This window comes from Streptomyces coelicoflavus (assembly GCF_003112555.1).
Taxonomy (GTDB): domain Bacteria; phylum Actinomycetota; class Actinomycetes; order Streptomycetales; family Streptomycetaceae; genus Streptomyces; species Streptomyces coelicoflavus.
Window position 1 is genome coordinate 209,113 of sequence record NZ_BEWB01000007.1, and the last position, 23,333, is coordinate 232,445.

At 73.6% G+C, this 23,333-nt stretch carries 27 protein-coding genes and 1 riboswitch; of the genes, 10 read left to right on the top strand and 17 right to left on the bottom strand.

What is annotated here, in order from left to right:
• Positions 1–101: 101 nt before the first annotated feature.
• The 13 genes from Sco07f_RS18550 to Sco07f_RS18610 form a co-directional block, all read right to left on the bottom strand.
• Positions 102–413, bottom strand: coding sequence for a gas vesicle protein K (locus Sco07f_RS18550; protein WP_108988473.1), 312 nt, complete (start codon positions 411–413; stop codon positions 102–104).
• Positions 410–658, bottom strand: coding sequence for a gas vesicle protein (locus tag Sco07f_RS18555; protein WP_016325204.1), 249 nt, complete (start codon positions 656–658; stop codon positions 410–412). Before Sco07f_RS18555 ends, Sco07f_RS18550 begins: the two co-directional genes overlap by 4 nt.
• Positions 655–1,503, bottom strand: coding sequence for a GvpL/GvpF family gas vesicle protein (locus Sco07f_RS18560; RefSeq protein WP_108988475.1), 849 nt, complete (start codon positions 1,501–1,503; stop codon positions 655–657). Before Sco07f_RS18560 ends, Sco07f_RS18555 begins: the two co-directional genes overlap by 4 nt.
• Positions 1,500–1,844 carry a gas vesicle protein gene (locus tag Sco07f_RS18565; RefSeq protein ID WP_042822897.1) on the bottom strand — a complete coding sequence of 115 codons (345 nt, stop codon included), beginning with the start codon at positions 1,842–1,844 and terminating at the stop codon, positions 1,500–1,502. The genes Sco07f_RS18560 and Sco07f_RS18565 overlap by 4 nt, the downstream gene beginning before the upstream one ends.
• Positions 1,845–1,868: 24 nt before the next feature.
• The gene (locus Sco07f_RS18570) at positions 1,869–2,753 is read right to left on the bottom strand and encodes an SRPBCC family protein (protein WP_108988477.1); all 885 of its coding nucleotides are present in this window, start codon (positions 2,751–2,753) and stop codon (positions 1,869–1,871) included.
• Positions 2,750–3,310 carry a hypothetical protein gene (locus tag Sco07f_RS18575; protein WP_108988478.1) on the bottom strand — a complete coding sequence of 187 codons (561 nt, stop codon included), beginning with the start codon at positions 3,308–3,310 and terminating at the stop codon, positions 2,750–2,752. The genes Sco07f_RS18570 and Sco07f_RS18575 overlap by 4 nt, the downstream gene beginning before the upstream one ends.
• Complete coding sequence (locus Sco07f_RS18580; RefSeq protein WP_007389500.1) at positions 3,307–3,585, bottom strand: gas vesicle protein GvpG; 279 nt, start codon at positions 3,583–3,585, stop codon at positions 3,307–3,309. The genes Sco07f_RS18575 and Sco07f_RS18580 overlap by 4 nt, the downstream gene beginning before the upstream one ends.
• A 4-nt stretch (positions 3,586–3,589) precedes the next feature.
• Positions 3,590–4,378: a GvpL/GvpF family gas vesicle protein gene (locus Sco07f_RS18585; protein ID WP_108988480.1), complete on the bottom strand. Its 789-nt coding sequence runs from the start codon at positions 4,376–4,378 to the stop codon at positions 3,590–3,592.
• Complete coding sequence (locus tag Sco07f_RS18590; protein ID WP_108988482.1) at positions 4,375–4,902, bottom strand: gas vesicle structural protein GvpA; 528 nt, start codon at positions 4,900–4,902, stop codon at positions 4,375–4,377. The genes Sco07f_RS18585 and Sco07f_RS18590 overlap by 4 nt, the downstream gene beginning before the upstream one ends.
• Positions 4,903–4,938: 36 nt before the next feature.
• On the bottom strand, positions 4,939–5,256 hold the full coding sequence (locus Sco07f_RS18595; RefSeq protein ID WP_108988484.1) for a gas vesicle protein GvpO: 318 nt from the start codon (positions 5,254–5,256) through the stop codon (positions 4,939–4,941).
• Positions 5,257–5,299: 43 nt separating this feature from the next.
• Positions 5,300–5,953, bottom strand: coding sequence for a class I SAM-dependent methyltransferase (locus tag Sco07f_RS18600; RefSeq protein ID WP_007389502.1), 654 nt, complete (start codon positions 5,951–5,953; stop codon positions 5,300–5,302).
• A gap of 99 nt (positions 5,954–6,052) precedes the next feature.
• Positions 6,053–6,868, bottom strand: coding sequence for an SDR family NAD(P)-dependent oxidoreductase (locus Sco07f_RS18605; RefSeq protein WP_108988486.1), 816 nt, complete (start codon positions 6,866–6,868; stop codon positions 6,053–6,055).
• Between the two features lie 70 nt (positions 6,869–6,938).
• Positions 6,939–7,586 carry a TetR/AcrR family transcriptional regulator gene (locus tag Sco07f_RS18610; RefSeq protein WP_108988488.1) on the bottom strand — a complete coding sequence of 216 codons (648 nt, stop codon included), beginning with the start codon at positions 7,584–7,586 and terminating at the stop codon, positions 6,939–6,941.
• A 114-nt stretch (positions 7,587–7,700) separates the two neighbouring features.
• On the opposite strand from Sco07f_RS18610, the gene Sco07f_RS18615 reads away from it, so the two are divergent.
• The 4 genes from Sco07f_RS18615 (at position 7,701) to Sco07f_RS18630 (ending at position 13,704) form a co-directional block, all read left to right on the top strand.
• Complete coding sequence (locus tag Sco07f_RS18615) at positions 7,701–8,714, top strand: zinc-binding dehydrogenase (RefSeq protein WP_108988490.1); 1,014 nt, start codon at positions 7,701–7,703, stop codon at positions 8,712–8,714.
• Between the two features lie 196 nt (positions 8,715–8,910).
• The gene (locus tag Sco07f_RS18620) at positions 8,911–10,947 is read left to right on the top strand and encodes a DUF1996 domain-containing protein (RefSeq protein WP_167468154.1); all 2,037 of its coding nucleotides are present in this window, start codon (positions 8,911–8,913) and stop codon (positions 10,945–10,947) included.
• Positions 10,948–11,186: 239 nt separating this feature from the next.
• The gene (locus tag Sco07f_RS18625) at positions 11,187–11,873 is read left to right on the top strand and encodes a lytic polysaccharide monooxygenase auxiliary activity family 9 protein (RefSeq protein WP_108988491.1); all 687 of its coding nucleotides are present in this window, start codon (positions 11,187–11,189) and stop codon (positions 11,871–11,873) included.
• 133 nt (positions 11,874–12,006) lie between these two features.
• A complete protein-coding gene (locus Sco07f_RS18630; RefSeq protein WP_108988493.1) occupies positions 12,007–13,704 on the top strand; it encodes a tetratricopeptide repeat protein in 1,698 nt (565 codons plus the stop codon).
• A 15-nt stretch (positions 13,705–13,719) separates the two neighbouring features.
• Here the strand turns inward: Sco07f_RS18630 and Sco07f_RS18635 are convergent, their stop codons facing one another.
• Positions 13,720–14,295 carry a TerD family protein gene (locus Sco07f_RS18635; RefSeq protein ID WP_087788390.1) on the bottom strand — a complete coding sequence of 192 codons (576 nt, stop codon included), beginning with the start codon at positions 14,293–14,295 and terminating at the stop codon, positions 13,720–13,722.
• An 81-nt stretch (positions 14,296–14,376) separates the two neighbouring features.
• On the opposite strand from Sco07f_RS18635, the gene Sco07f_RS18640 reads away from it, so the two are divergent.
• The 6 genes from Sco07f_RS18640 to Sco07f_RS18665 all read left to right on the top strand — a co-directional run bounded on the left by Sco07f_RS18640 (position 14,377) and on the right by Sco07f_RS18665 (position 19,966).
• Complete coding sequence (locus tag Sco07f_RS18640; protein ID WP_051005786.1) at positions 14,377–14,805, top strand: BlaI/MecI/CopY family transcriptional regulator; 429 nt, start codon at positions 14,377–14,379, stop codon at positions 14,803–14,805.
• 6 nt (positions 14,806–14,811) lie between these two features.
• On the top strand, positions 14,812–15,744 hold the full coding sequence (locus Sco07f_RS18645; protein WP_054101140.1) for a M56 family metallopeptidase: 933 nt from the start codon (positions 14,812–14,814) through the stop codon (positions 15,742–15,744).
• Between the two features lie 309 nt (positions 15,745–16,053).
• The gene (locus tag Sco07f_RS18650; protein WP_108988495.1) at positions 16,054–16,707 is read left to right on the top strand and encodes a fasciclin domain-containing protein; all 654 of its coding nucleotides are present in this window, start codon (positions 16,054–16,056) and stop codon (positions 16,705–16,707) included.
• A gap of 60 nt (positions 16,708–16,767) precedes the next feature.
• A riboswitch (cobalamin riboswitch) is annotated at positions 16,768–16,953 on the top strand.
• A gap of 96 nt (positions 16,954–17,049) precedes the next feature.
• Entirely contained in the window at positions 17,050–18,129 is a 1,080-nt protein-coding gene (locus tag Sco07f_RS18655; protein ID WP_167468155.1) for an ABC transporter substrate-binding protein, read from the top strand.
• Entirely contained in the window at positions 18,126–19,196 is a 1,071-nt protein-coding gene (locus Sco07f_RS18660; RefSeq protein WP_087788388.1) for a FecCD family ABC transporter permease, read from the top strand. The genes Sco07f_RS18655 and Sco07f_RS18660 overlap by 4 nt, the downstream gene beginning before the upstream one ends.
• Positions 19,193–19,966: an ABC transporter ATP-binding protein gene (locus Sco07f_RS18665; protein ID WP_108988497.1), complete on the top strand. Its 774-nt coding sequence runs from the start codon at positions 19,193–19,195 to the stop codon at positions 19,964–19,966. Before Sco07f_RS18660 ends, Sco07f_RS18665 begins: the two co-directional genes overlap by 4 nt.
• 81 nt (positions 19,967–20,047) lie before the next feature.
• Here Sco07f_RS18665 and Sco07f_RS18670 read toward each other — a convergent pair whose 3' ends face one another.
• The 3 genes from Sco07f_RS18670 to Sco07f_RS18685 all read right to left on the bottom strand — a co-directional run bounded on the left by Sco07f_RS18670 (position 20,048) and on the right by Sco07f_RS18685 (position 23,187).
• Positions 20,048–20,503, bottom strand: coding sequence for a flavodoxin family protein (locus Sco07f_RS18670; protein WP_087788387.1), 456 nt, complete (start codon positions 20,501–20,503; stop codon positions 20,048–20,050).
• Positions 20,504–20,581: 78 nt separating this feature from the next.
• Positions 20,582–22,216 carry a ribosomal protection-like ABC-F family protein gene (abc-f, locus tag Sco07f_RS18675; RefSeq protein ID WP_087788386.1) on the bottom strand — a complete coding sequence of 545 codons (1,635 nt, stop codon included), beginning with the start codon at positions 22,214–22,216 and terminating at the stop codon, positions 20,582–20,584.
• Between the two features lie 203 nt (positions 22,217–22,419).
• Positions 22,420–23,187: an alpha/beta family hydrolase gene (locus Sco07f_RS18685; protein ID WP_087788385.1), complete on the bottom strand. Its 768-nt coding sequence runs from the start codon at positions 23,185–23,187 to the stop codon at positions 22,420–22,422.
• Between the last annotated feature and the right edge of the window lie 146 nt (positions 23,188–23,333).

Here is a 23,333-nt window from a genome sequence, read left to right on the forward strand (position 1 = left end):
TCCCCACCCGAGAATGTTCGTTTGAGCGATTCCGCGTCATCATAACGATCGCTCGCGTCGGGCGCCGCCGTGCCGGGTGCCGGGTGCCGGATTCCTGTGTCCTACGGTTCCGGGTCCGAGAGGAGGGGGCCCAGCGGGCCCAGGTCGAGATTGAGGTCGGAGCGGCTCAGTCCGTGCTGGGCGCACAGGTCGTCCATGCGCTCGTCGAGCAGCATGAGCGCCGTGCCGAGCCGGTCCTCCTGCTCCGCGCTCAGCGTCCCCTCGTCGAAGCGGCGCACGGCCTGGCGCTCCATGAGCTGGCGCAGCAGCTCCACCACGGTCAGGACCAGCGCGGCCAGGTCGTTGGTGACCCGCTCGGGATCCAGGTCGAGGGCATGGGCGGTCCGGGCGGCGCGGGTCCGGGGCGCCGTCACAGCGGCCCGCTGTCCGGCCAGGGGGCGGGCACCCGCTCGTTCACCGACGACAGCAGGGCGTGCAGGGAGATCCGCACCAACGGCACGTCCGCGACGGCCAGCACCAGGTCGCCGCTGACCACGACACCGGTCGCCAGCACCCGGTCCAGCAGGTCCACCAGGGGCACCCCGACCGGTGCGTACGGCTCCGGGCCGCCCCAGGGCACGGGCGCCGGGCCCGGCGTACGGGCGTCCGGGACGGTCATGCGGGGACCTCCTGGTCCGGGCCGGCCTGCGGGTCCTCGTCCCAGCGGGCGAAGGAGTACGGGATCCACGGACCCGAGGCGTCCACCCGTACCGCCGGACGCCGGCCGTCGGCGGTGAGCCGCCCCAGTACCTCGGCGAAGGCGGTACGCCGCGCGTCCTCCACCAGGTAGGCGACGTTGAGCAGTTGCGGTGCGCGTCGTCCGGTCAGCCGCTCGCTCTGCGGACGGTGCCGTGTCGCGGCCACCGCGTACCGCCGCAGCTCCGCGTCGACGGCCTCCGCCTCGGCCAGCGCCCTGTCGTGGGCGCCCCGGCGGTCACGCCGTCGTGCGCTGATCCGGCTGAGGTAGGCGCGGCCCCCGGCGCCGGAGCCGGTGCCGGCACCCGCTCCGGTGTCCGTGGCGGGCTCGGGCGGGGCCTCGGCGGCGTGCACCTTCACCGCCCACTCCGTGCGGTCCCGGAGGCGGTCGAGCAGCGTGTTGAGCACCGGCTGCCGGGCGGCCACCGCCCGCGCCGCGGTCAGGTCGCCGCGGTACAGGGTCGCCATCGGCAGCGGCACGACGGGCCCCCGCCCGGCCGCGGCCTCCACGCCCCGGTGATGGGCACGCGCGCAGCGCTCCAGGTCGTCGGGCCGGTTGAGGCGTTCCGTCAGCGCCTCCGCGTCGAACAGGGCCGCGGGGACGTCCTGAACGACCAGGCACAGGTCGCCCGCGCTCAGGACACGCAGCGGACCGCCCTCCTCGTGCCCCCTCGCCGCGGCCAGAGCGGCCGGGTCCGGCGGGGTGCGGGTGACGGCGAAGGCACAGACGACGTCGGGGGTCGCCGGTCCGGCGGCGGCCGTGCTCATCGCACGGCTCCCGTCGTCTCCCCGGCGGCCCCCTCCAGGGCGTCGAGGCGCTCCCGCAGCCGCGCGTTCTCCTCCGCGAGCGCGTCCCGCGCCGCCCGGGACGACAGCGCGGGATCCGTCTCCCACCAGTCGATGCCGGCCTTCTTCGCGGTGTCCACCGAGGCGATGAACAACCGCAGACGGATCGTCAGCAGCTCGATGTCGAGCAGGTCGATCTTGATGTCGCCGGCGATGACGATGCCCTTGTCGAGGACGCGTTCGAGGAGGTCGGCCAGGCTGCCGGAGGGGGGCCCGTAGGGCTCGGTACCCGGGCCCGGGTACGGGTGGTCGAGGTCGGTCACCGCGTACGCCCCGCGGCAGCGTCGTCAGCGACGCGGGCGGGCACGCCGGTCGTCCTCGTCGTCGTACTCGTCGGCATACGGCTCCTCCTCGTCGTCGTCGTCCTCGTACTCGTCCTCTGAGTCCTCGTCACCGTCGTCGTTTTCGTCGTCTTCGTCCTCGTACTCGGACTCGTCCGGTTCCTCGGCGTTCTCCTCCTCTTCCAGCGCTTCCTCGTGGCTCTTGACGACCTCGCCGTCGCGGATCTCGCCGCGCCAGCCCTCGACCTCCTCCTCGTCGGCCAGTGTCACGTGCCGCGCGAAGTGCTTGAGGTCCAGCCGCAGCCGGCGTCCCTGCGCGCGCCAGAGGTTGCCGGTCTTCTCGAAGAAGCCCGCCGGGTAGTACTCGACGACCACGACGACCCGGGTCAGCCGGGGCGCCAGCTCGTGGAAGCTGACCACCCCGTTGGTACTGCCCTTGGCGCCCTCGGAGGTCCAGGTGATGCGCTGGTCGGGGATCTGCTCCTGGACGGTCGCCTTCCAGCTGCGCGTCGAGAAGGCGATCTTGGCCGTCCAGTCCGAGGTCACCTCGTCGTGGGGACTGACGCTCTGGACACCCTTGGTGAAGCCGCTGAAGTCCTGGAGCTGCGTCCACTGGTCGTAGACGGTGCGCAGGGGGACGCCGATGTCGACGGTCTCCATGATGTGTGTCGCCTTGACGCTGCCGCCGCCGCTGCCCCTGGAACCACCGCCGCCGCCGTTCTTGGAGTCACCCCCGCCGGCCGACTCGGTCAGGCGGTCGGTCAGGGAACCGACCCGTTCCCCCGCCCTGCCGAGAAGTCCGTGACCCGCGGCGGAGAGGTAGCCGCCGAGCGCGTCCTTGAGATCACCGAGGGGAGAGGGGCCGTCGTCGCCCTGCCTGCCGGGGCTCATGCGCGCCCACCCCCGCGCCCGGCGCCCCGGACCACCGTCCGCTGCGCCGGTCCGGCCGTCTTCCTGGCGGCAGTCTTCTTGGCCGCCTTCTTCGCGGGCGGCGCGTCCTTGCGCGGCGGAGCCTTCTTGGCCGCCTTCTTCGCCGTCTTCCGGGGCGGCGCGGGCCGCCGGTCCTCCTCGCGGTCCTCCTCCTCGAAGTAGGCGTCCTCGTCCCAGGTGTCGTCGCGGCCGTCGTCCGGTCGGCCCTCGTCGGTGAGCGCGTCCGTACGGTCGCGGAGGTTGTCCGCGAGGCTGGTGAGGCGGCGGTTCGCCGCGGCGGTGACGGCCGCGCGTCCGGCGGTCAGCAGCTCGCCCCTGACCTGGTCGGTCAGCTCCTGGAACTGCGGCGTCCGCTGTAGGCCGCCGAGCCCCTGGCCGAGGACCTGGCCGGGGGAGAGGCCGACGCGTCTGCCCACGAGGTAGGAGCCGACCGCGAAGGCCAGCTTGGCCTTCCTGGTGCGCCCCAGGAGGTATCCGCCCGCCACGGCAGCCGCCATGGCCGTCCTGCTGTCGTTCATACGTGTCGTCTCCGCGCTGGATTCGTGGTGGTGGTACGGCCGGTGGGCCGGGCCGGGCGTTCGAGAAGGGTGAGCAGGCGCTCCTCCTCCCGCTCGAAGGCCGCCTCGTCGATGGCGCCCTCGTCCAGGGCCCGGTTGAGCGCGGCCAGCCGCGCTTGTACGGCGCGCGGGTCGTGCGCCTGGCGCCGGGCCTCCTGGAGCAGGTGGTCGGCGATCCACGCCGTGCCGCGCACCGGAGCGAGGGGCAGCAGGAGGAGTCCGCTCACGATGCCCATGCGGTCACCGGCCGGCCGGCGGTGCGGGGCGCGGGTCGACGAAGCTGTAGCAGGGCAGCGGTCCGGTCACGCTGAGGGCCAGCCGGTCGCCGCAGGCCCGGGCCCGCTCCGCCACCGCTGCCCTGAACCGCGCCTCGTCGGCCGAGCGCAGCAGGAACGAGGCGCTGAGGACCTGCTCGTCGTCGGTCGCGCCCTGCACCGTCCGCACGGCGAGCGGCGCCAGTCGGTCGACGACCTCCCGGGCGGCGCGCCGTGCCTCGCGGCGGACACCGAGGGCGATCGCCTCGCCGAGCCGGACGTTGGCCTCGTAGTCCGGGCGTCGCCGGGTCCGCAGGGCCAGGGTCCGCAGTCCGTCGTCGCGGCGCACCAGGTCGGCGAAGTGGCCGGGGACCACCGTCCCCTTGACGTTGAGTTCCACGCATCCGCGTACGCCGTCGAGCTGCCGCGTCAAGTGCGCCGCGTCGGAGCGCAGTTGGGCGATGAGCGTGTCGGTCCGGGGGCTGAGGACCGCGAACCGCATGGGCAGCACCGGCCCCTGCGCCGCCAGTTCGTCCAGGACGGCCTGGTGGGCCAGCAGGTCGCGGCGCCGGGGCCGGAGCCGCGGGGGCGCGTCCGACACCGCGGCGCACAGCCCGGACTCGGTCAGCAGCCCGACCGGGGAGCCGTCGACACCGGGGGAGCGGGGCACACGGACGCCGGCCGGGGTGATGCCGTAGACGTACAGGGCCTTGAGGGCGGCCGCTGGCCCGGGGGCGGCGGCGGACTCGGGGGCGGTGGTGGCGGGCGCGGTCATCGGTCCTCCTCCTCGGTGCGCCGGCGGGGGCGGGCTCGGGGTCGGTCGTCCTCGTCGCGGGGGCGTGCGGCGGTCCTGCCGCGGGGCCGCTGCGCGCTCCGGGTGCGCTCCGTGCGTTCGCGGGGCCGGAGCTCCGTCTCCTCGGGCTCCTCCGCCTCCTCGTCGTGCGCGGGCTCGTGCTCGGGCGCGAGGACGTCGCGCACCTTGTCGGTCAGCGAGCGCGCCGTACGCCGGGCGCCCGCCCTGCCCACGGTCTTGGCGACCGGACTGCCGAACATCTCGGGCACGGTCTTGGAGCGCACGTCGTGCTCCAGGTCCAGCCGGTTGCAGGCCTCGGCGAACCGCAGATAGGTGTCGACGCTCGCGACCACGATGCGGGCGTCCACCTTGAGGATCTCGATGCCGACCAGGGAGACGCGCACGAAGACGTCGATGACCATGCCGCGGTCGAGGATGAGTTCGAGGACGTCGTAGAGGGTTCCGGCGCGGGGCGCGCAGACGACCTCGTCGTCGTAGGTGATCATGCGGTGGTCCTTCCGGGTGCGGCCCTCACGGTCCGCTCACTGGTCCTGGGCACCACGCCGGTAGCGCGCGATCCTGCGGTACTGGATCAGGTCGCCCGCCGGGTTCAGCCCGACCTCGTAGGTGGCGAGCAGGCTGGTGGTGTCGGGGATGCGCGCGACCTCGAGCACGTCCACGTTGACGATCCAGCCGCCGTCCTCGCCCCGGCACACCGCGGAGACCCCTTCGAGGTGGTGCCCGATCAGCTCGGACAGGGCGTCGGCGGCGTGCCGTGCGGCGTCGCGGGCGTCCCGCACACCCCGCTCGCGCGTGGCCGTGGAGGTGGTGCGGCGCCGTCGCTCGCCAGGTTCTGTCATGCTGCCCACTCTGACCGTGGGACCCCGGTCCGCGCGTGCGCAGTTACCCCATCCGGGGCTGCCCCGTGCGCCGGCAGTGCAGGAAGAGGTGCGGCTCCGGGCGGGCGTCCGGGTGGGCCGGGGTGAACATCGACGCCTCCTGCGCCAGCACCTCCAGGCCCGCGTCCTCGGCCAGGTCGATCAGGTCCTGCGCGGGGAAGCTGGTCACGCGCACCGGCTGGCCCATGAAGGTGGCGTCGACCCCGTCCACGTCCAGCGGCACGGTGGCCAGGACCAGGTAGCCCTCCGGCCGGAGCAACCGCGCCAGTCGCCGTACGAGATCCCGCTGCTCCCGGCGGTCCAGCTGGAGCAGTGAGAAGTACACGCAGACGGCGTCGAACGAGCCGTCCGCGAGCGGTACGTCACGGACGTCGGCGCACTGGAAGGTGGCGGCCGGCACCTGCTGCGCGGCCAGCTGCACCATGACGGGGGAGACGTCGATGCCCAGCACCACGTGCCCGGCGTTCGCGAGGGTCTCCGCGGTGGGCCGTCCCGTGCCGCTGCCCACGTCCAGCACCCGGCTGCCCGGCGCCAGCCGTGCCAGCAGCCACTCCAGCGAGCGGCGGTGCGTCCTCGACCCGGCGAACGCCTTCTCGTACTCGGCGCCCAGCGCGTCGAAGGCGGCGGCGGCCCGCGGGCGTTCCCGGTCGTCGGTCACGGCGTTCCCTCCGGTGCGGTGAGCCGGTGCCCGGGCATCGTTCCACCGGGAACGGGCCGCCGACAAGGGGCCCTTCGGGCGACGGTGCCACGGGGGGCGCTAGCGGTCCGCATCCCGCGCGTCCCGGGCGTCCCGCGCCGTCCCCGGTTCGGCCATCCGGCGGTGCACCGCGGCCTTGACACGGTCCGGCAGCACCTTGTCCGCCACTCCCTGGGCCTTGGTCTTCGCCGAGCCGGTGACCAGCTTCCCGCGGCCCTTCATGACCGCGTCGAACGCCTGCCGGGCGACCTGCGCCGGGTCGTCCTTCGGCATGGTGCCGACCTTGGTGTCCGTCATGCCGGCCCGCCGGAAGAAGTCCGTCTCCGTCGGCCCCGGCATGAAGGAGGTGACGGTGACACCGGTGTCCCCGACCTCTTCCTGCAACGCCTGCGCGAAGGACTGGACGAACGACTTCGACGCGTTGTAGACCGACTGGAAGGAGCCCGGCATCGTCGCCGCGACCGAGGACGTGAACATGAGCCGCCCCACCCCGCGGGCCACCATGTCCCGCAGGAGGGGTTTGGCGAGCCGCACGGTCGAGGTCACGTTGAGGTCGATGACGGACTGGTCGTCGGCGAGGTCGGTGTCGACGAAGGCGCCGCCCTGCCCCACCCCGGCGTTGAGGGCCGCCACGTCCACCGCGAGCCCGGTCAGGGCGGCGACCAGGTGGTCCACGCCGTCGGGGTTCCTGAGGTCCGCGCGCACGGCCCGTACCTCCACGCCGGTCTCCCGCAGCCGCTGGGCGGCGTGCTCCAGCCGTTCGTCCTCGGCGTTGACCACGAGGTCGTATCCGTGTTCCGCGAACAGCGCGGCGAGTTCGTACCCGATGCCGCTGGACGCCCCGGTGACCAGGGCGAGCGGCCTGCTGCCGTCCATGGTTCCTCCGTCCTCGGCGCACCCGCGCCCCTGACGACCGCCGGGTGCCCCGATCCGGGTCCTCGCATCATCACGGTCCGGGACCGGCCCGACCGCTCGCCCCGGACGGGCCCCGTCCGGGGCCGGGTCCGCCGGCCCGTGGGCGGGCCCCGTCCAGGGCCAGGTCCACCAGCCCCCGTACGAGCTGGTCGTCCAGCGGCGCCCCGCTGAGCAGCACCCGCACGAACAGCGGACCGCTGACCGCTTCGATCAGCAGTCCGGGATCGGTGTCCGCGGCCAGTTCGCCCCGCTCGGCGCCGCGCCGGACCATCACGACGGCGCGGTCGAGACGCTCGCTCCAGTAGGGTCCGCGGCGGTCCTCCAGGGAGTCGTCGTGCTCGACGCTCAGCCGCAGCAGCGCCCGGCCCTGCGGGGTGGCGAGGAGCCGGGCCAGGGCGGAGAAGAACGCCAGCAGGTCGTCCCGCACCCGTCCGGTGTCCGGGACCGGCAGCGCGGCGTCCAGCTCCGTGGTCAGCGCGTCCAGGATCAGGTTCTCGCGGGTGCCCCACCGCCGGTACACGGAGGTCTCGTGCACTCCGGCCGCCCGGGCCACGGCGCCGACCGTCGCGCCCGCCAGACCCTCGCGCGACAGCAGGTCCACGGCGGCGGCCAGCACCGCCCGCCGCATCCGCTCCCCACGGCGGCGCAGGGGCGGGGCGACGGGTTCCGGTGAGCTCATCGGCCCAGCGTAAAGCAAGTCGCCCTGCGTTGGGTGTACGGTTAACGCAAGTCGACCTGCGATGGACCGCTGGGGACCGTCCCGGGGTCGCCGCCGCACCGAGGAGGTCCTGTCATGGCGCAGATGCTCGCCGCCCGCCTGCACGTCCCGAGCCGCACCCTGCGACTCGAGGAGGTGCCCCGCCCGCAGCCCGGGCCGGGGGAGGTGCTGGTCAAGGTCGAGGCGGCCGGTGTGTGCCTGTCCGACGTGCACCTCATCGACGGCACCCTCACCCCGCTGCTCCTCCGGGGCGACACGGTCACCCTCGGCCACGAGGTCTCAGGCACCGTCGCCGAGACCGGCGCGGGCGTCACCGCCTGGTCGCCCGGGCAGCGGGTCGTGCTGCACGCCGGCGAGGCGCGGGACGGCGTCACCTACACCCGCGGTGTCGACTACGACGGCGGCTGGGCCGAGTACGCCCTGTCCGCCGCCGACGCCATGACCCCGCTGCCCGACACCATCCCCTTCGAGCAGGGCGCGATCATTCCGGACGCCGTGTCCACCCCGTGGGGCGCGATCACCGAGACCGGCGCGGTCCGGCCCGCCGAGGCGGTCGGCGTGTGGGGCGTCGGCGGCCTCGGCGTCCACGCGGTGCAGTTGCTCCGGGCGATCGGCGCCTGCCCCGTCGTGGCCGTCGACCCGAACCCGGTCGCCCGCGAACGCGCCCTGGCCGCCGGAGCCGACCTCGCCCTGGACTCCGCCGATCCCGAGCTGCGGCAGACGGTCCGCGCGGCCACCGGTGGCGCGGGGCTGGCCGCCGCCTTCGACTTCGCGGGCGTGCCGCCCGTGCGCGAGCAGGCGGTCTCCGTCCTCGCGCCCAAGGGGCGGCTCGTCCTGGTGGGTCTGACCGACAAGCCGCTCACCGTCACGGACGGCACCCGCTTCAGCTATCTCCAGCAGCGGGTCCTCGGCCACTACGGTTCCGACATGCCGGTGGCGCTGCCCCAGCTCCTGCGGCTGATCCAGGGCGGCCGCCTCGACTTCTCCGGTTCGGTCAGCGGGGTGCTGCCGCTCGCCGAGGCCGCCGAAGCGGTCGCCCGCCTCGAGAAGAAGCAGGGCGACCCGATCCGGCTGGTGCTGCGCCCGTGAGGTGAGGGAAAGCCGAGAAGTCCCGCGGTGGTTGAACGCTCCGGCCCCCGGTTCCGTATGGAGCCGGGGGCATTTCATGTCCGAGTCCGTCACGACACAGGAGCACGCCTTGGGACACAACAGGCGCAGACGCCCGACCGGGGCGCGGCGCGCGACCTTCGGAGCGGTGGCGCTGATACTGGGAGGCAGCGGCCTGGTGGCCGTCAACGTCTTCGCCTCCGCGACCGAGTCCGGCAACGCCGCCGTTCCCCTGGGCAGTTCCGGTGTCGCGGCCACCGTCGACTGCCCGGACCCGACCGAGCGGCTCACGGCCGTCCCGGAGCGGGCCAGGCCGGAGGTCGACAAGGAACTCGCCCACCTCGACGGGCAGATCGCCGCCGCGTACGCCGGGCTCCAGGAGGCCGCCCGCACCGCGGACGACGGCACCCTCGACGAGGCCGCGATCCTGGACCCGCTGAAGAAGGAGCGCGCGGCGACGCTCGAACGCATCGCCGCCGCCATCGACAAGGCCGGCGACCGCCCCGAGGGCCTGGACACCCTGGCCGAGTGCACCCTGCGCCGCACCGAGATCGCGTCGGCGGACGCGGGGAGCGGCAGCCCGGACCGGCAGGGGGAGGGGAAGGACCAGGAACAGGGCCAGGACCAGGACCAGGGCCAGAAGCAGGAGGACGGCAAGGGGGCGGCGTCCGGCGACGGGCAGCAGCAGTCGGGCAACGGCGGGCAGGCGGGCAACGGCCCCGTGGCGGCGGACTACGTGGACATCGAGTCCGTCCGGCCCAACGTCGTGCGGGCGCCCCTCCGGAAGAAGGCGTCGACCGGTTCCTTCGCCACCAGCTGCGGCGTCAACGCCGAGGGCCTGTTCAACTCGGACAACCTGATCGCCGCCCCCGGCGTCGGCAACGGCGCCCACCACTTCCACGACTACGTCGGCAACCAGGCCAACGACGCCTTCGCCAGCGACGAGGACCTGGCCGCCGGCGACACGAGCTGCGCCGACCAGGGCGACAAGTCCTCGTACTACTGGCCCGTGCTGCGGCTCCAGAACGGCACCGCCGAACAGGACGCCCAGTCACCGGGCGGCGGCGTCGAGGGCAACGCGGGCGAGATCGTCACGCCGGCCGAGGTGACCCTGACGTTCGAGGGCAACGAGCGCGGCAAGGTCACCGGGATGCCGCGGCTGCTGCGCATCATCACCGGCGACGCCAAGGCGTTCGTCAACGGCGACACCAACGCGAACGCATCCTGGAGCTGCACCGGCTTCGAGGACCGGCAGCTGAAGGACAAGTACCCGCTCTGCCCCTCGGGCAGCGACGTGGTGCGCACCTTCACCTTCCAGAGCTGCTGGGACGGCCGCAACATCGACAGCGCCAACCACCGCACCCACATGGCCTTCGCCGCCGCCGACGGCAGCTGCCCCGAAGGGTTCCGGGCCGTTCCGCGGCTGGTGCAACGGGTCGTGTACGACGTGGCCGCGCCCAGCCTGGAGGACGGGGGCAGGACCGTCCCGCTGTTCGCCGTGGACTCCTTCCCCGAGCAGCTGCACAAGCCGGTCACCGACCACAGCGACTTCATCAACGTCTTCGACGAGGACCTGATGCGCGAGATGGTCGAGTGCATCAACTCCGGCCGGGAGTGCGGTCCGGAGACGCCCCCGGGCGCCGAGCCGGGCGAGGGCGGGGAACAGCCGGGCGGCAACGGCGACGGGCAGACCGCCGAGCCCCCGGCCGAGCAGACCGCCACGGCCTCGGCACCCGCGGACACCGGCCAGGACGGCCAAGACGGCCAGGACGGCCGGCCGGGCGGAGAGGACGACGGGAAGAACCCCGGTCAGGACGAGAGCCAGAACGACGGCCAGAACGACGGGCAGCCCGGCGCCGACGAGACCGCACCCCCGGCCGCCGAGTCCGAGGGCACCGAGGCCTCCGCGAGCGCCGAGCCCAGGGCCGCGACGACGGCGGCCGAGGCCCCGGACGACGCGACCGGCGCCGTGGCCGCACCCGAGAAGACCGGCGACGCCGGAAACACCGGAGACAACGGGGACTCCGGAAGCGCCGGGGACGGTGGCGCCGGTGCCGGTGCCGGTGCCGGAGCCGGTTCGGCGCCCGAACCACAGGCGCAGGGCGGGCTCGCCGAGACGGGCTCCGGGCTCGGCCTGTGGCCCGCGGCGGTCGGCGGCGTGCTCTTCGCCGGCGGATGTGTCCTGCTGGTCCGTTCCAGGCGGCGTGCTATGTGACACCAGTGGCAGCGGCATGACGACGGGTGGGCGGGGTCCTCTTTCCCCGCCCACCCGTCGGGCCGGGGCACGTCGAGCACACCGAACACGCCACCGCGCGGCGGGAACTGTCTCATTCAGGGTGTTGCCAATCTCGCCACCCGGGCGCAGCCTGGTCTCCGACCGGCCTTTGGGAGCGCTCCCACCCGCTCGGTCGGAGCCTTGCCCCGCACCGTCCCCCCACCGGAAAGAAGGACTCCATGGATTGTCATGAGCGCGCCAACAATGCGCCCGCCGGAAGGACCCGCCGGGCGACGACCCTCGCCCTCAGCACCCTGACCGCGGCCCTGCTCACCCTGATCCCCTGGAGCGGCACCGCCGTCGCCCACGGCTCGGTCGTCGACCCCGCCTCCCGCAACTACGGCTGCTGGGAGCGCTGGGGCGACGACTTCCAGAACCCCGCCATGGCGGACGAGGACCCCATGTGCTGGCAGGCGTGGCAGGACGACCCCAACGCCATGTGGAACTGGAACGGCCTCTACCGCAACGGCTCGGCCGGCAACTTCGAGGCCGTCGTGCCCGACGGGCAGCTGTGCAGCGGCGGCCGCACGGAGAGCGGACGCTACAACTCCCTCGACGCCGTGGGTCCCTGGCAGACCACCGACGTCACCGACGACTTCACCGTCAAGCTGTACGACCAGGCCAGCCACGGCGCCGACTACTTCCAGGTCTACGTCACCAAGCAGGGCTTCGACCCCGCAACCCAGGCCCTGACCTGGGACAGCCTCCAGCAGGTGGCGCGGACGGGCAGTTATGCGCCCAGCCAGAACTACGAGATCCCGGTGAGCACCTCCGGACTGAGCGGCCGGCACGTCGTCTACACGATCTGGCAGGCGTCGCACATGGACCAGACGTACTTCCTGTGCAGCGACGTCGACTTCGGCTGACCCGCGCCACTCCCGTCCCCCCACCCCCGCCGGGCGCGCCGCGTCCGGCGGGGACACCGGTCGGGGCACGGCTCGGTACGACCGTGGGCCGAAGTGCCCGTCGACCGTTCCCGGGTGCGGTATACGTCCCCTCATGGACTACTACGACCTGGGTGGCCACGGCCGCCCGGTGACGACCTCGTCGCCCGAGGCCCAGCGGTGGTTCGACCGCGGGCTGGTGTGGACGTACGCCTTCCACCACGAGGAGGCCGTCGTGTGCTTCGAGGCCGCCGTCGCGGCCGACCCGGACTGCGCCATGGCCCACTGGGGCATCGCCCACGCCCTCGGCCCCAACTACAACAAGCCGTGGGAGGCCTTCGACGCCGAGGAACTGACCCGGACGGTCGACCGCACCCACGCCGCCGTCGAACGCGCACACGACCTGGCCGGCCGGGCCGACCCCGTCGAACGCGCCCTGATCGGGGCCCTGCGGGCCCGCTACCCCCGGGCGAGCGCCGTCGAGGACTGCTCGGTCTGGAACGAGCCGTACGCCGACGGCATGCGCGCCGTGTACGAACTGGCCCCCGACGACCTGGACGTGGCCGCCCTCTACGCGGACGCCCTGATGAACCTGACGCCCTGGCGGCTGTGGGACCTGCGCACCGGACGGCCCGCCGAGGGGGCGCGCACCCTGACGGCGAAGACGGTGCTCGACCGGGCCCTCGCCGCCGACGGCGGCCGCGACCACCCCGGCCTCCTGCACCTCTACATCCACCTGATGGAGATGTCCCCCACCCCGGAGGCGGCCCTCACCGTCGCCGGCCGGCTGCGCGGCCTGGTCCCCGACGCGGGTCACCTCCAGCACATGCCGTCGCACCTCGAAGTGCTGTGCGGCGACTACCGCCGCGTGGTGACGGACAACGAGGCCGCGATCACCGCCGACGAGAAGTACCGCGCGCGGTCGGGGGCGATGAACTTCTACACCCTCTACCGCTCGCACAACTACCACTTCAGGATCTACGGCGCGATGTTCCTGGGCCAGTACGAGGTCGCCCTCGACACCGCGGCCCGCCTCGAGGCGTCCGTTCCCGAGGAACTGCTGCGGGTGGAGAGCCCGCCCATGGCCGACTGGCTCGAGGCGTTCTTGGCCATGCGGGTGCACGTCCTGATCCGTTTCGGCCGCTGGGCGGACATCCTCGCCCTGCCGCTGCCGGCCGACCCGCGCCTGTACTGCGTGACGACCGCGATGCTGCACTACGCCCGTGGCGTCGCCCTCTCGGCCACCGGGCGGGTGGCCGAGGCGGAGGCCGAACGCGCACTGTTCCGCGAGGCGGTCGCCCGGGTGCCGGAGTCGCGCACGCTGTTCAACAACACCTGCGCGGACCTCCTCGCCATCGCCTCGGCCATGCTCGACGGTGAACTGGAATACCGCCGCGGCGACCACGCCGCCGCCTTCGCCGCCCTGGAGCGCTCGATCGAGCTGGACGACAACCTGCCCTACGACGAACCCTGGGGCTGGATGCAGCCCACCCGGCACGCCTACGGCGCCCTGCTCCTGGAGCGGGGCCGGATCGCCGAGGCCGAGGCGGTCTACCGGGCCGACCTGGGCCTGGACGACACCCTGCCCCGCCCGCTCCAGCACCCGAACAACGTCTGGGCCCTGCACGGACTCCACGAGTGCCTCGTACGGCTCGGCAGGGCGGGGGAGGCGCGGATCGTGGCGCAGCAGCTGAAGCTCGCCGCCGCGCTGGCGGACGTGCCGGTCGAGGCGTCCTGCTTCTGCCGCCTCGGCACCGCCCGCGCCGCCCCGGCCGCCGACGGCGGCACCGGCTGCTGCGCCACGGACCACTGACCCCCGGAGTCCGGGTCAGACGTTGACGCCGAAGTCCGCGGCGATGCCCGCGAGACCCGAGGCGTACCCCTGCCCGACCGCCCGGAACTTCCACTCGGCACCGTGCCGGTACAGCTCGCCGAAGACCATCGCGGTCTCGGTCGAGGCGTCCTCGGACAGGTCGTAGCGGGCGAGCTCCTGGTTGTTCGCCTGGTTGACGACCCGGATGAAGGCGTTGCGGACCTGGCCGAAGCTCTGGCCGCGGTTCTCCGCGTCGTGGATGGAGACCGGGAAGACGATCCGGTCCACCTCGGCCGGGACCGTGGCGAGGTTCACCTTGACCGCCTCGTCGTCGCCCTCGCCCTCACCGGTGAGGTTGTCACCGGTGTGCTCGACCGAGCCGTCGGGGCTGGTCAGGTTGTTGTAGAAGACGAAGTGTCCGTCCGACAGCACCTTGCCCGCCGCGTCGAGGAGCAGCGCGGAGGCGTCGAGGTCGTAGTCGGTGCCCGTCGTGGTCCGCACGTCCCAGCCCAGACCGACCAGCACGGCGGTCAGGCCGGGCGCCTCCTTGCTGAGCGAGACGTTGCCGCCCTTGGCCAGGGAAACTCCCACTGCGTTCTCCTTCGTCGAGTTGGTCGTACTCCGTGTTCCCGGTTTCAATCTACAACACTGTAGAAGAAAGCCTTCTATACGATGTCGCCTCGGAAGACGATCGGCGGCGGAAGGAGGCGGGCGGTGACGGATGACCGGCGTCCGCGGCGACGGGGCCAGGGTGAGCTGGAGGCACTGGTGCTGTCCGCGCTGCGCGGGGCGGACGGGCCCGCGACGGCCGGCTGGGTGCAGGAGCGCCTCGGCGGCGACCTCGCCTACACCACGGTGATCACGATCCTGACCCGGCTGCTCGAGAAGGGCGCCGTCAGCCGTGAGCGCGCGGGCCGGTCCTTCGCCTGGACGCCCGCCTCGGACCAGGCCGGCCTGGCCGCGCGGAAGATGCGCAAGGTCCTGGATGCCGAGAGCGACCGGGAGGCGGTGCTGGCCAGCTTCGTCACGGGCCTCGACCCGGACGACGAGCGCCTGCTGCGCGCGCTGCTCGGGCACGCGCGCGCGGCGGAGGACGGCTGACACCGCATGGGCGTCTTCGTCTTCCTGCCCCTGGTCCTGCCGCTGACGGCGTGGCCGATCGCCAGGCTGGCCGAGCAGCACCTGCACCCGCGGACCGCGACCAGGCTGCTCACCGCCGTCGCCGCCGTGATGGCCCTGTGCAGCACGCTGTGCCTGGCCCTGGTGATGGTGGTCGGCACCGCGCAACTGCCGGGCAACCCGCTGCCCGACGGCTGGTCGGACCCCGAGGTTCGGGCGGCGGTGCCCTACGACGAGGTCGTCGGCAAGGCGGCGATTCCCGCGCTCTGCGCGGTGGTCGCGGCCTCGGCGCGGGCCCTGTGGCGACACGGCAGGGTGCGCCGCCGCGCCCACCGAGCCCTGGCCGGGCTGCCGGGCACCGGGGTGGCCGTACTGCCGGACGACGTGCCCTACGCGTACGCGCTGCCCGGTGGGCGCCGGGACCGCGTGGTGGTGAGCACGGCCCTGCTCGACTGCCTCGAATCCGGCGAACGGCGCGCGCTGTTCGCCCACGAGCGGGCCCATCTCGCCGCCGGGCACCACCGCTTCCTGCTCGCCGTCCGGCTCGCCGCGCTGGCCAACCCGTTCCTGCGCCCCCTGCGGACGGCCGTGTCCTACACGGCGGAGCGGTGGGCGGACGAGGCGGCGGCACGGGCGGTCGGCGACCGCCGCGCGGTGGCGACCGCGATCGGCAAGGCGGCCCTCGTCTCCCGCGGCACCCCCGTCGCCACCCTCGCCGGCCTCGCGGCGCCCGGCCCGGTGCCCCGCCGGGTGGCCGCCCTGCTGGGCCCCGCCCCCGCCGTCCGCACCTGGCCCCCTGCGTTCACGTCGGTGGGGCTGGCGGCGTGGGCCGCGGCCGCCGGAACCGCCGTCTCGGCGATGTCGTCCGCGAACGCCGCCGTCACGATGTTCCTCATCCTGCGGGCCGCGACGCCGTTCTGAGCGGCCCTCACTCCCTGACGGGCGGGATCGGGATTCCAGAAACGTGCAGGTCGCAGAGGTGTTGCCGAAACTTCCTCACTCGATCGGGTGAGGGACCAATCCGGGCCGGTGCCTGCTCCGGATTCCCCGTGTGAGGGAAGAACCGAGACCGTGCCGACAGCGAACCGGCGGCTGACCCCGGACCCGGGTCGGCCGGCCGCCACGTAACGGCACCGCGTACTCGGCGGCCCGCCGCACACCACTTCAGCTCTGTACCACGACTCCGCACCAACGCAGCCTTCGCGCTGCCCGTTTTCAGGGAGATTTTCCATGAACGCCCGTATTCGTCGCTCCACCGTCGCCGTCGTCGCGGCCGCCCTCCTGCCCCTGTCCCTGGCCGCCTGCTCCGACGACGGCGACTCCTCGGACTCCGCGCAGGCCGCCTCCTCGGCCCCCGCGGCGACCGACGACCAGTCGGCCGACGCCTCCGGCGGCATGGCGGACTCCGACGAGCCGTTCGGTCCGGCCTGCTCCACGGTGCCGAAGGAGGGCGCCGGTTCGTTCGACGGCATGGCCAAGGACCCGGTCGCCACGGCCGCCTCGAACAACCCGGCCCTGTCCACGCTGGTGACCGCGGTGAAGAAGGCCGGTCTGGTCGACACGCTCAACAACGCCGAGAACATTACCGTGTTCGCGCCCACCAACGACGCCTTCGCCAAGATTCCGAAGGCCGACCTGGACAAGGTCCTGAACGACAAGGAGATGCTCACCAACATCCTGACCTACCACGTCGTCGGTCAGAAGCTCGCGCCCGAGGACCTGGAGAACGGCTCCTTCGAGACGCTTCAGAAGTCCAAGCTGACCACCTCGGGCTCGGACGAGTCCTACAAGGTCAACGACTCCGCCAAGGTCGTCTGCGGCAACGTGAAGACCGCCAACGCCAACGTGTACATCATCGACACGGTCCTCATGCCCAAGAGCTGACGCGCGGGCCCCGGGAGCGGGTCGGGCAGTGGCCCGCTCCCCGGCGGGGCGGTGGCCCTGTGGTAGCTTGCGGAAGCCAGTCGAACCCACCTGGTGGGTCAGGGAATCCGGTGCGAATCCGGAACTGACGCGCAGCGGTGAGGGGGACGGGCGGAACACGGGCCACTGGGCGGCGCAGGCCGTCCGGGAAGGCGTTCCGTCCGGTCGAACCCGAGTCCGAAGACCTGCTGGCACCCGTGCCGCGTGCGGCGCGGGCCGCATCGTACGGACGGGCTTCGCGCATGAGCCCTCGACGCCAGAGGATTCTCCTTGCCCGCAGCACGCCCCGCCGGCTCCCGGCGACTGCTCCATCCCCGGCTTTCCCGGCTTCCCCGGTTCTCCCGGTTTCCCCGCCGTGCCCTCCGCGGCCCCGTACTGCTACTGACCGGCGCCCTGCTGGCCTCCGGCTGCGGCTCCGGGGCGGCCACCGACGGCGCGGGTGCCGCGTCCGGCGCGGCCGGCTACCCGCGCACCGTCCGGGACTGCGGGCACGACGTCCGGGTCACCGCCCCGCCGCGACGGGCGGTCTCCCTCAACCAGGGCACCACGGAGATCCTGCTGTCGCTCGGCCTCGCCGACCGCATGGCGGGCACCGCCACCTGGACCGACCCGGTCATGAAGGGACTGGAGAAGGCGAACGCCGGTGTCCCCCGGCTCGCCGACGACATGCCGTCCTTCGAGACGGTCCTGGACGCCGAACCCGACTTCGTCGCCGCCTCCTTCGCCTCCACCCTCGGCACCGGCGGCGTGGCCACCCGGGAACGGTTCACGGAACTCGGCGTGCCGGCCTACCTGTCCCCGTCCGACTGCGTGGGCAAGGACAACAGCGGCGACGGCGACGGTGTCCGGGACCAGGCCCTGACCATGGACACCGTCTACGGCGAAGTCCGCGACCTGGCCCGCCTCTTCGGCGTGGAGCGGCGCGGCGACGAACTCGTCGCCGGCCTCGAGTCCCGGATCGACAGGGCCACCTCGGGCATCGACGCCTCCGGTGTCTCCCTCATGTACTGGTTCGCCAACTCCACCTCGCCCTACCTGGCGGGCTGCTGCGGCGCACCCGGCGTCATCACCCGCGCGGTCGGCGCCGAGAACGCCATGGACGACACCCACGAGGAGTGGCCGCAGGTGGGCTGGGAGACCGTCGCCGACCGGGACCCCGACGTCCTGGTCCTCGGCGACCTCACCCGCAAGTCGCAGACGGCCGAGACGGCGGCGAAGAAGATCGAGTTCCTGGAGTCCAACCCCGTGACCAGGAACATGACCGCCGTCCGCGAGAAGCGCTACGTGCTGCTCAGCGGGCAGGCCATGAACCCCACCATCCGTACCGTCGAGGGCGTGGAACAGGTGGCGGCGGCGCTGCGCGAGTTCGGGCTCGCCGAGTGACGTCCGCGAGCGGGGCGGCCCCCGCCTCCGTCCCCGGCGTCCGCGCCCCCCGCCGCGCGCCCCTAGCATGGGCTGCGGCCGGGATCCTGGCGCTGGCCGCATCCGTGGCCGTGGCCGTCACCATCGGCCCGGCGGACATCGGGGTCGCCGACGTGTGGTCCGTGATCGCCGCCCACCTCGGCGCCGGCACCACCGCCGGGGAGGTGTCGCCGATCCGCGACGGCATCGTCTGGGACCTGCGGCTGCCCCGCACCCTCCTCGCCGCGGTGTGCGGTGCCGGACTCGCCGTGTGCGGGGCCGTGCTCCAGTCCCTGCTGCGCAACCCGCTCGCCGACCCCTTCGTCCTGGGCGTCTCCTCCGGCGCCTCGACCGGCGCCGTCCTGGTCGTCGTGCTCGGCGTGGGCGGCGGTGCCCTGTCCGTGCCGGGCGGGGCCTTCGTCGGGGCGGTCTGCTCCTTCGCGCTGGTGCTGCTGCTCAGCCACAGCCTCGGCGGCACCACGGACCGCGTGGTGCTCGCGGGCGTGGCGGCGATGCAGCTCTTCTCCGCGCTCACCTCCTTCGTGATCATGACTGCCGCCGACGCCGAGACCACCCGCGGCGTGCTGTTCTGGCTGCTCGGCTCGCTCGGCGGCGCCGGCTGGAGCGACGTGTGGACGACCGCCGCGGTCCTGACCCTGGTCCTGACCGTGTGCCTCGGTCACGCCAGGACGCTGGACGCCTTCGCCTTCGGCCAGGACGCGGCGGCCGCGCTCGGCGTCCGGGTGGCCCGCACCCGGCTGGTGCTGCTGTGCGCCACCGCCCTGCTCACCGCCGCCCTGGTCGCCTCGGCCGGCGCGATCGGCTTCGTCGGCCTGGTGCTGCCGCACGCGGTACGGGCGCTCACCGGGCCCGGTCACGCCAGGCTGCTGCCGGTCAGCGCACTCGCCGGCGCCGTGTTCCTGGTGTGGGTCGACACCCTGGCCCGTACCGTCCTCGCCCCCCAGGAGGTCCCGGTGGGCGTGGTGACCTCGCTGATCGGCGTGCCGGCCTTCGTGCTCGTCCTGTACCGGGGCCGGAGGACACGGTGACCCTGAACGCCGAGCGGGTCTCCCGCACCACCGGTGGCCGGCTCATCCTGGACGGCGTCGACCTGAGCCCGCGCACCGGCGCCACGACGGGGCTGCTCGGCCCCAACGGCTCCGGCAAGTCCACCCTGTTGCGGCTGCTCGCCGGCGTACTCGCCCCGACCGCGGGCCTGGTCACCCTGGACGGACGCCCCCTGGACCGGGTGGCCCGCCGGGACGTCGCCCGGCGTGTCGCGGTGGTCGAACAGCAGACGGACACCCAGGTGGAACTGACGGTCCGGGACGTCGTCCGGCTCGGCCGCATCCCGCACCGCCGCGCCTGGGCACCGGCGTCGGCGGCCGACGAGGAGGCGGTCCTGGACGCCCTCGACCGCACCGGTCTCACCGACCGGGCCGACCGCCTCTGGCACACCCTCTCCGGCGGCGAACGCCAGCGTGTCCAGATCGCCCGCGCCCTCGCCCAGCAGCCGCGCGAGCTCCTGCTCGACGAGCCGACCAACCACCTCGACATCCAGCACCAGCTGGACGTGCTGGCCCTCGTCGCCGCCCTGCCCGTCACCGGCGTGATCGCCCTGCACGACCTCAACCTCGCCGCGATGTACTGCGACCACCTCGTCGTCCTCTCCGAGGGACGGGTCGTGGCCTGCGGAGAACCGGCGGAGGTGCTGACGACGGACCTGGTCGCGAAGGTCTACCGGGTCGACGCCGAGATCACCGCCACCGGCCCCGGCGGCCGCCCGCACGTACGCTTCCTGGGCACCCTGCCCGGCTAGGGCTCCGCGCGAGCGGTCACCCGGGGCGGTGGCAGAGCACGGGGACCAGTCGTCCATCGGGCCGACGGCAGGGCCCGAGGATCAGTCGTCCATCAGACCGGCGGCGAGCGTGGCACCCAGCTCCCAGCAGGCTTGCAGGTCGGCCTTGCCCGGCTCCCCGGCCACGGTCACCGCGGGCGCCGCACGCTGCCAGCCGAGGCCGGTCGTGACCGACTCGATGCCGCGGACCGCCCCCGTGGTGTCGCTGCCGCCGTGCACGTAGTAGCCGAAGGGGCGGCCACGCGTCTCGTCCAGACAGGGGTAGTAGACCTGGTCGAAGAAGTGCTTGAGCGCACCCGACATGTAGCCCAGGTTGGCCGGGGTGCCGAGCACGAGGCCGTGCGCCTCCAGCACGTCGACGGCCGTGGCCGCCAGGGCCGCCCGCCGGACCACCCGCACCCCCTCGATCTCGGGCGCGGTCGCCCCGGACACGACGGACTCCAGCATCGCCTGGCAGTTCGGCGACGGCGTGTGATGCACGATCAGCAAAGTGGCCACACCGGCAGCCTGCCGCCCGGCACCCTCCGACCGCAAACGGACACCGTGCCACCTGGCAGGTCCGCCCCCGCCGGCGCCCTACTCCTCGGGCGCCCCCGCCTCCGTCAGCTCGCCGCCGGCCAGCCCCAGCCATCGGCCGACACCGATCTCGCGCAGGAACCGCCGGTCGTGGCTGACGACCACGAACGCACCCCGGTAGGAGTTCAGGGCGCTCTCCAACTGGCCCACACCGACCAGGTCGAGGTTGTTCGTCGGCTCGTCCAGGAGCAGCAGGTGCGGCGCCGGTTCCGCGCACAGCACGCAGGCCAGCGTCGCCCGCAGCCGCTCGCCGCCGGAGAGCAGGCCGACCGGCAGATGGGCGCGGGCGCCCCGGAAGAGGAAACGCGCGAGGAGGTTCATCCGCTCGGCCTCCGGCCGCTCGGGCGCGTAGGCGGCGAAGTTCTCGGCGACGGTGCGCTCCTCGTCCAGCAGGTCGAGCCGCTGGGAGAGGTACGCGACCCGCCCGTCGGCGCGCCTGATGTCGCCGCCCTCCGGCTCCAGGTCGCCGTTGAGCAGCCGCAGCAGCGTGCTCTTGCCCGCGCCGTTGGCCCCGGTCAGGGCGATCCGCTCGGGCCCCCGGACCGTCAGGTCGACGCCCTGCGGGGCGAACACGTCGCGCTCGCCGAGCCGGATCCGGAGCCCCTGACCGAGGAAGAGGGTGCGGCCCGCGGGGACACGGGTCTCCGGCAGGTCCAGCGTGATGCGCTGTTCCTCCCGCAGTGACCGCTCCGCCTCGTCCAGCCGCGCCTTCGCCTCACCGACCCGGTTGGCGTGGGTCTGGCCCGCCCGGCCCGCGGACTCCTGCGCCCCGCGCTTCATGTTGCCCGCGAAGATGCGGGGGAGCCCGGCGCTCTTGAGATTGCGGGCGGCGTTGCTCGCGCGGCGGTCGGCCCGCTCACGGGCCTGCTGAAGTTCCCGCTTCTCCCGCTTCAACTCCTGTTCGGCGTTGCGGACGTTCTTCTCCGCGACCTCCTGCCCGGCGCGGACGGCCTCCTCGTAGGCGCTGAAGTTGCCGCCGTGGAAACGCAGTTCGCCGCGGTCCAGTTCGGCGATGCGCTCCATGCGGTCGAGCAGCTCCCGGTCGTGGCTGACCAGGAGCAGGCAGCCGCTGTAGTCCGTGAGCACGTCGTGGAGTCTGCTCCGGGCGGCCATGTCGAGGTTGTTGGTGGGCTCGTCGAGCAGGAGCACGTCGGGCCGCTTCAGCAGTTGGGCCGCGAGTCCCAGGGAGACGACCTGACCGCCGCTGAGCGTGCTCAGCCGCCGGTCCAGGGCCAGGCCGCCCAGGCCCAGGCGGTCGAGCTGGGCGCGGGAGCGCTCCTCGATGTCCCAGTCGTCGCCGATGGCCGTGAAGTGCTCCTCGGCCACGTCCCCGGACTCGACGGCGTCGATGGCCCGGATCACGGCGTCGACGCCGAGGACCTCGGCCACGGTCAGCCCGCCCGTGAGGGGCAGGGTCTGGGGCAGGTGGCCGAGGACACCCGAGACCGCCACGGAACCCGCGGTGGGCCGCAGCTCGCCCGCGATCAGTTTGAGCAGGGTGGACTTGCCCGCCCCGTTGGGAGCCACCAGACCCGTACGGCCCGCGCCCACGGTGAACGACAGGTTCTCGAAGACGGGGGTGTCGTCGGGCCAGGAGAAGGACAGGCCGGAGCAGCGAAGGACGGCGTCGGACATGGAGACGACCTCGTGGAGGTGAGGGGCAGGGAACAGACCTCTGCCCGGGAAGCAGGACAGGAAAAAGGGAACGACGACGGGGCCACTGCGACGGCGCTCGAAAACGCCCGCTGCGGCCTACCGGAACCGGGTCTCACCCGGAGATGTCGTCGTCACCCACCATGTCCGCGACTCCTCGCTGCACGATCAACGTCTCCACCAGCCTAACAGCCGGGCTCCCGCACCGGCCCCGGCGCCTGCGGCCGGTCCGGCGGATCATGCCGTGCCGGGTGGAGAACCGGCGGCTCGGCCGCCGAGAGGGCCCGGACGAACAGCTCGCAGGGTGCCGCTTCCGGCGCGAGCAGGTGGGAGACGGCCGCGGTCGCGGTGCGGTGCCAGCCGGCATGGTGGCGGAGCATGGCGTGGTCGCCGTCGGCCACGAGCAGCATGCCCGCCCGGGCCCCGGCGGCGCGGGCCCGGGAGACGTACGCGACGGACTCGGCGGGGTCCGTGACACGGTCGCGGTCGCCGTGCAGGACGAGTACGTCCCGCCCGCTCAGCTGGGCGACGGGCTCGCCCGGCGGACACCAGGGAGCCAGGGCCACCACCCCGCGCACCCCGTCGGCGCCGGCCGCGCGCAGGGCCGCCCGGCCACCCATGGAGTGGCCGAGCAGCACCACCGGTACGTCACCGACGAGGCCGCGCAACTCCGCGAGGGCACGCCGGGTGTCCCGCAGCGGCTCCGCGGCGGCGCCGTTCCAGCCGCGGCTGCGGTAACGCACCTGGCCGAGGAACACGTCGTCGCGGCCGGTGGCCGCCTCCAGCGCCCGCAGGAACGGGTGCATCCGCAGCGCCGCGAGCTGCCAGGGCCGTGCGGCGCTGCGGCTCTGAGCCCGGCCGCCGTGCAGCACCAGCACGGCGGCCCCGCTCCGGGGCGGCCGGCGCCGCACCCGCAGCGCGCCACCCGTCGACGGCTCGTCCTCAACGCCCATGCCCGTCCCGTTCCCTTCCGCTTCCCACCACGTCCCTGCCCCCGTCCTCCCTGATGATCCGTCGCCGACCCGCCCCCGGACTGGTGATGCGCCGGAAACGGTCCGCAACCTGCTCCAATCCGCCCGGCCCACGGCTCCGGATTACC

Bases quoted from the DNA above. Each gene is read 5' to 3' on its own strand.
- Sco07f_RS18640 (WP_051005786.1), top strand. From the start codon at position 14,377: ATGTCGCCTCGGAAGACGATCGGCGGCGGAAGGAGGCGGGCGGTGACG.
- Sco07f_RS18605 (WP_108988486.1), bottom strand. From the start codon at position 6,868: ATGGACGGCAGCAGGCCGCTCGCCCTGGTCACCGGGGCGTCCAGCGGC.
- Sco07f_RS18595 (WP_108988484.1), bottom strand. From the start codon at position 5,256: ATGACAGAACCTGGCGAGCGACGGCGCCGCACCACCTCCACGGCCACG.
- Sco07f_RS18610 (WP_108988488.1), bottom strand. From the start codon at position 7,586: ATGAGCTCACCGGAACCCGTCGCCCCGCCCCTGCGCCGCCGTGGGGAG.
- Sco07f_RS18575 (WP_108988478.1), bottom strand. From the start codon at position 3,310: ATGAACGACAGCAGGACGGCCATGGCGGCTGCCGTGGCGGGCGGATAC.
- abc-f (WP_087788386.1), bottom strand. From the start codon at position 22,216: ATGTCCGACGCCGTCCTTCGCTGCTCCGGCCTGTCCTTCTCCTGGCCC.
- Sco07f_RS18615 (WP_108988490.1), top strand. From the start codon at position 7,701: ATGGCGCAGATGCTCGCCGCCCGCCTGCACGTCCCGAGCCGCACCCTG.
- Sco07f_RS18650 (WP_108988495.1), top strand. From the start codon at position 16,054: ATGAACGCCCGTATTCGTCGCTCCACCGTCGCCGTCGTCGCGGCCGCC.
- Sco07f_RS18625 (WP_108988491.1), top strand. From the start codon at position 11,187: ATGGATTGTCATGAGCGCGCCAACAATGCGCCCGCCGGAAGGACCCGC.
- Sco07f_RS18585 (WP_108988480.1), bottom strand. From the start codon at position 4,378: ATGACCGCGCCCGCCACCACCGCCCCCGAGTCCGCCGCCGCCCCCGGG.
- Sco07f_RS18555 (WP_016325204.1), bottom strand. From the start codon at position 658: ATGACCGTCCCGGACGCCCGTACGCCGGGCCCGGCGCCCGTGCCCTGG.
- Sco07f_RS18580 (WP_007389500.1), bottom strand. From the start codon at position 3,585: ATGGGCATCGTGAGCGGACTCCTCCTGCTGCCCCTCGCTCCGGTGCGC.
- Sco07f_RS18645 (WP_054101140.1), top strand. From the start codon at position 14,812: ATGGGCGTCTTCGTCTTCCTGCCCCTGGTCCTGCCGCTGACGGCGTGG.
- Sco07f_RS18590 (WP_108988482.1), bottom strand. From the start codon at position 4,902: ATGATCACCTACGACGACGAGGTCGTCTGCGCGCCCCGCGCCGGAACC.
- Sco07f_RS18630 (WP_108988493.1), top strand. From the start codon at position 12,007: ATGGACTACTACGACCTGGGTGGCCACGGCCGCCCGGTGACGACCTCG.
- Sco07f_RS18560 (WP_108988475.1), bottom strand. From the start codon at position 1,503: ATGAGCACGGCCGCCGCCGGACCGGCGACCCCCGACGTCGTCTGTGCC.
- Sco07f_RS18570 (WP_108988477.1), bottom strand. From the start codon at position 2,753: ATGAGCCCCGGCAGGCAGGGCGACGACGGCCCCTCTCCCCTCGGTGAT.
- Sco07f_RS18685 (WP_087788385.1), bottom strand. From the start codon at position 23,187: ATGGGCGTTGAGGACGAGCCGTCGACGGGTGGCGCGCTGCGGGTGCGG.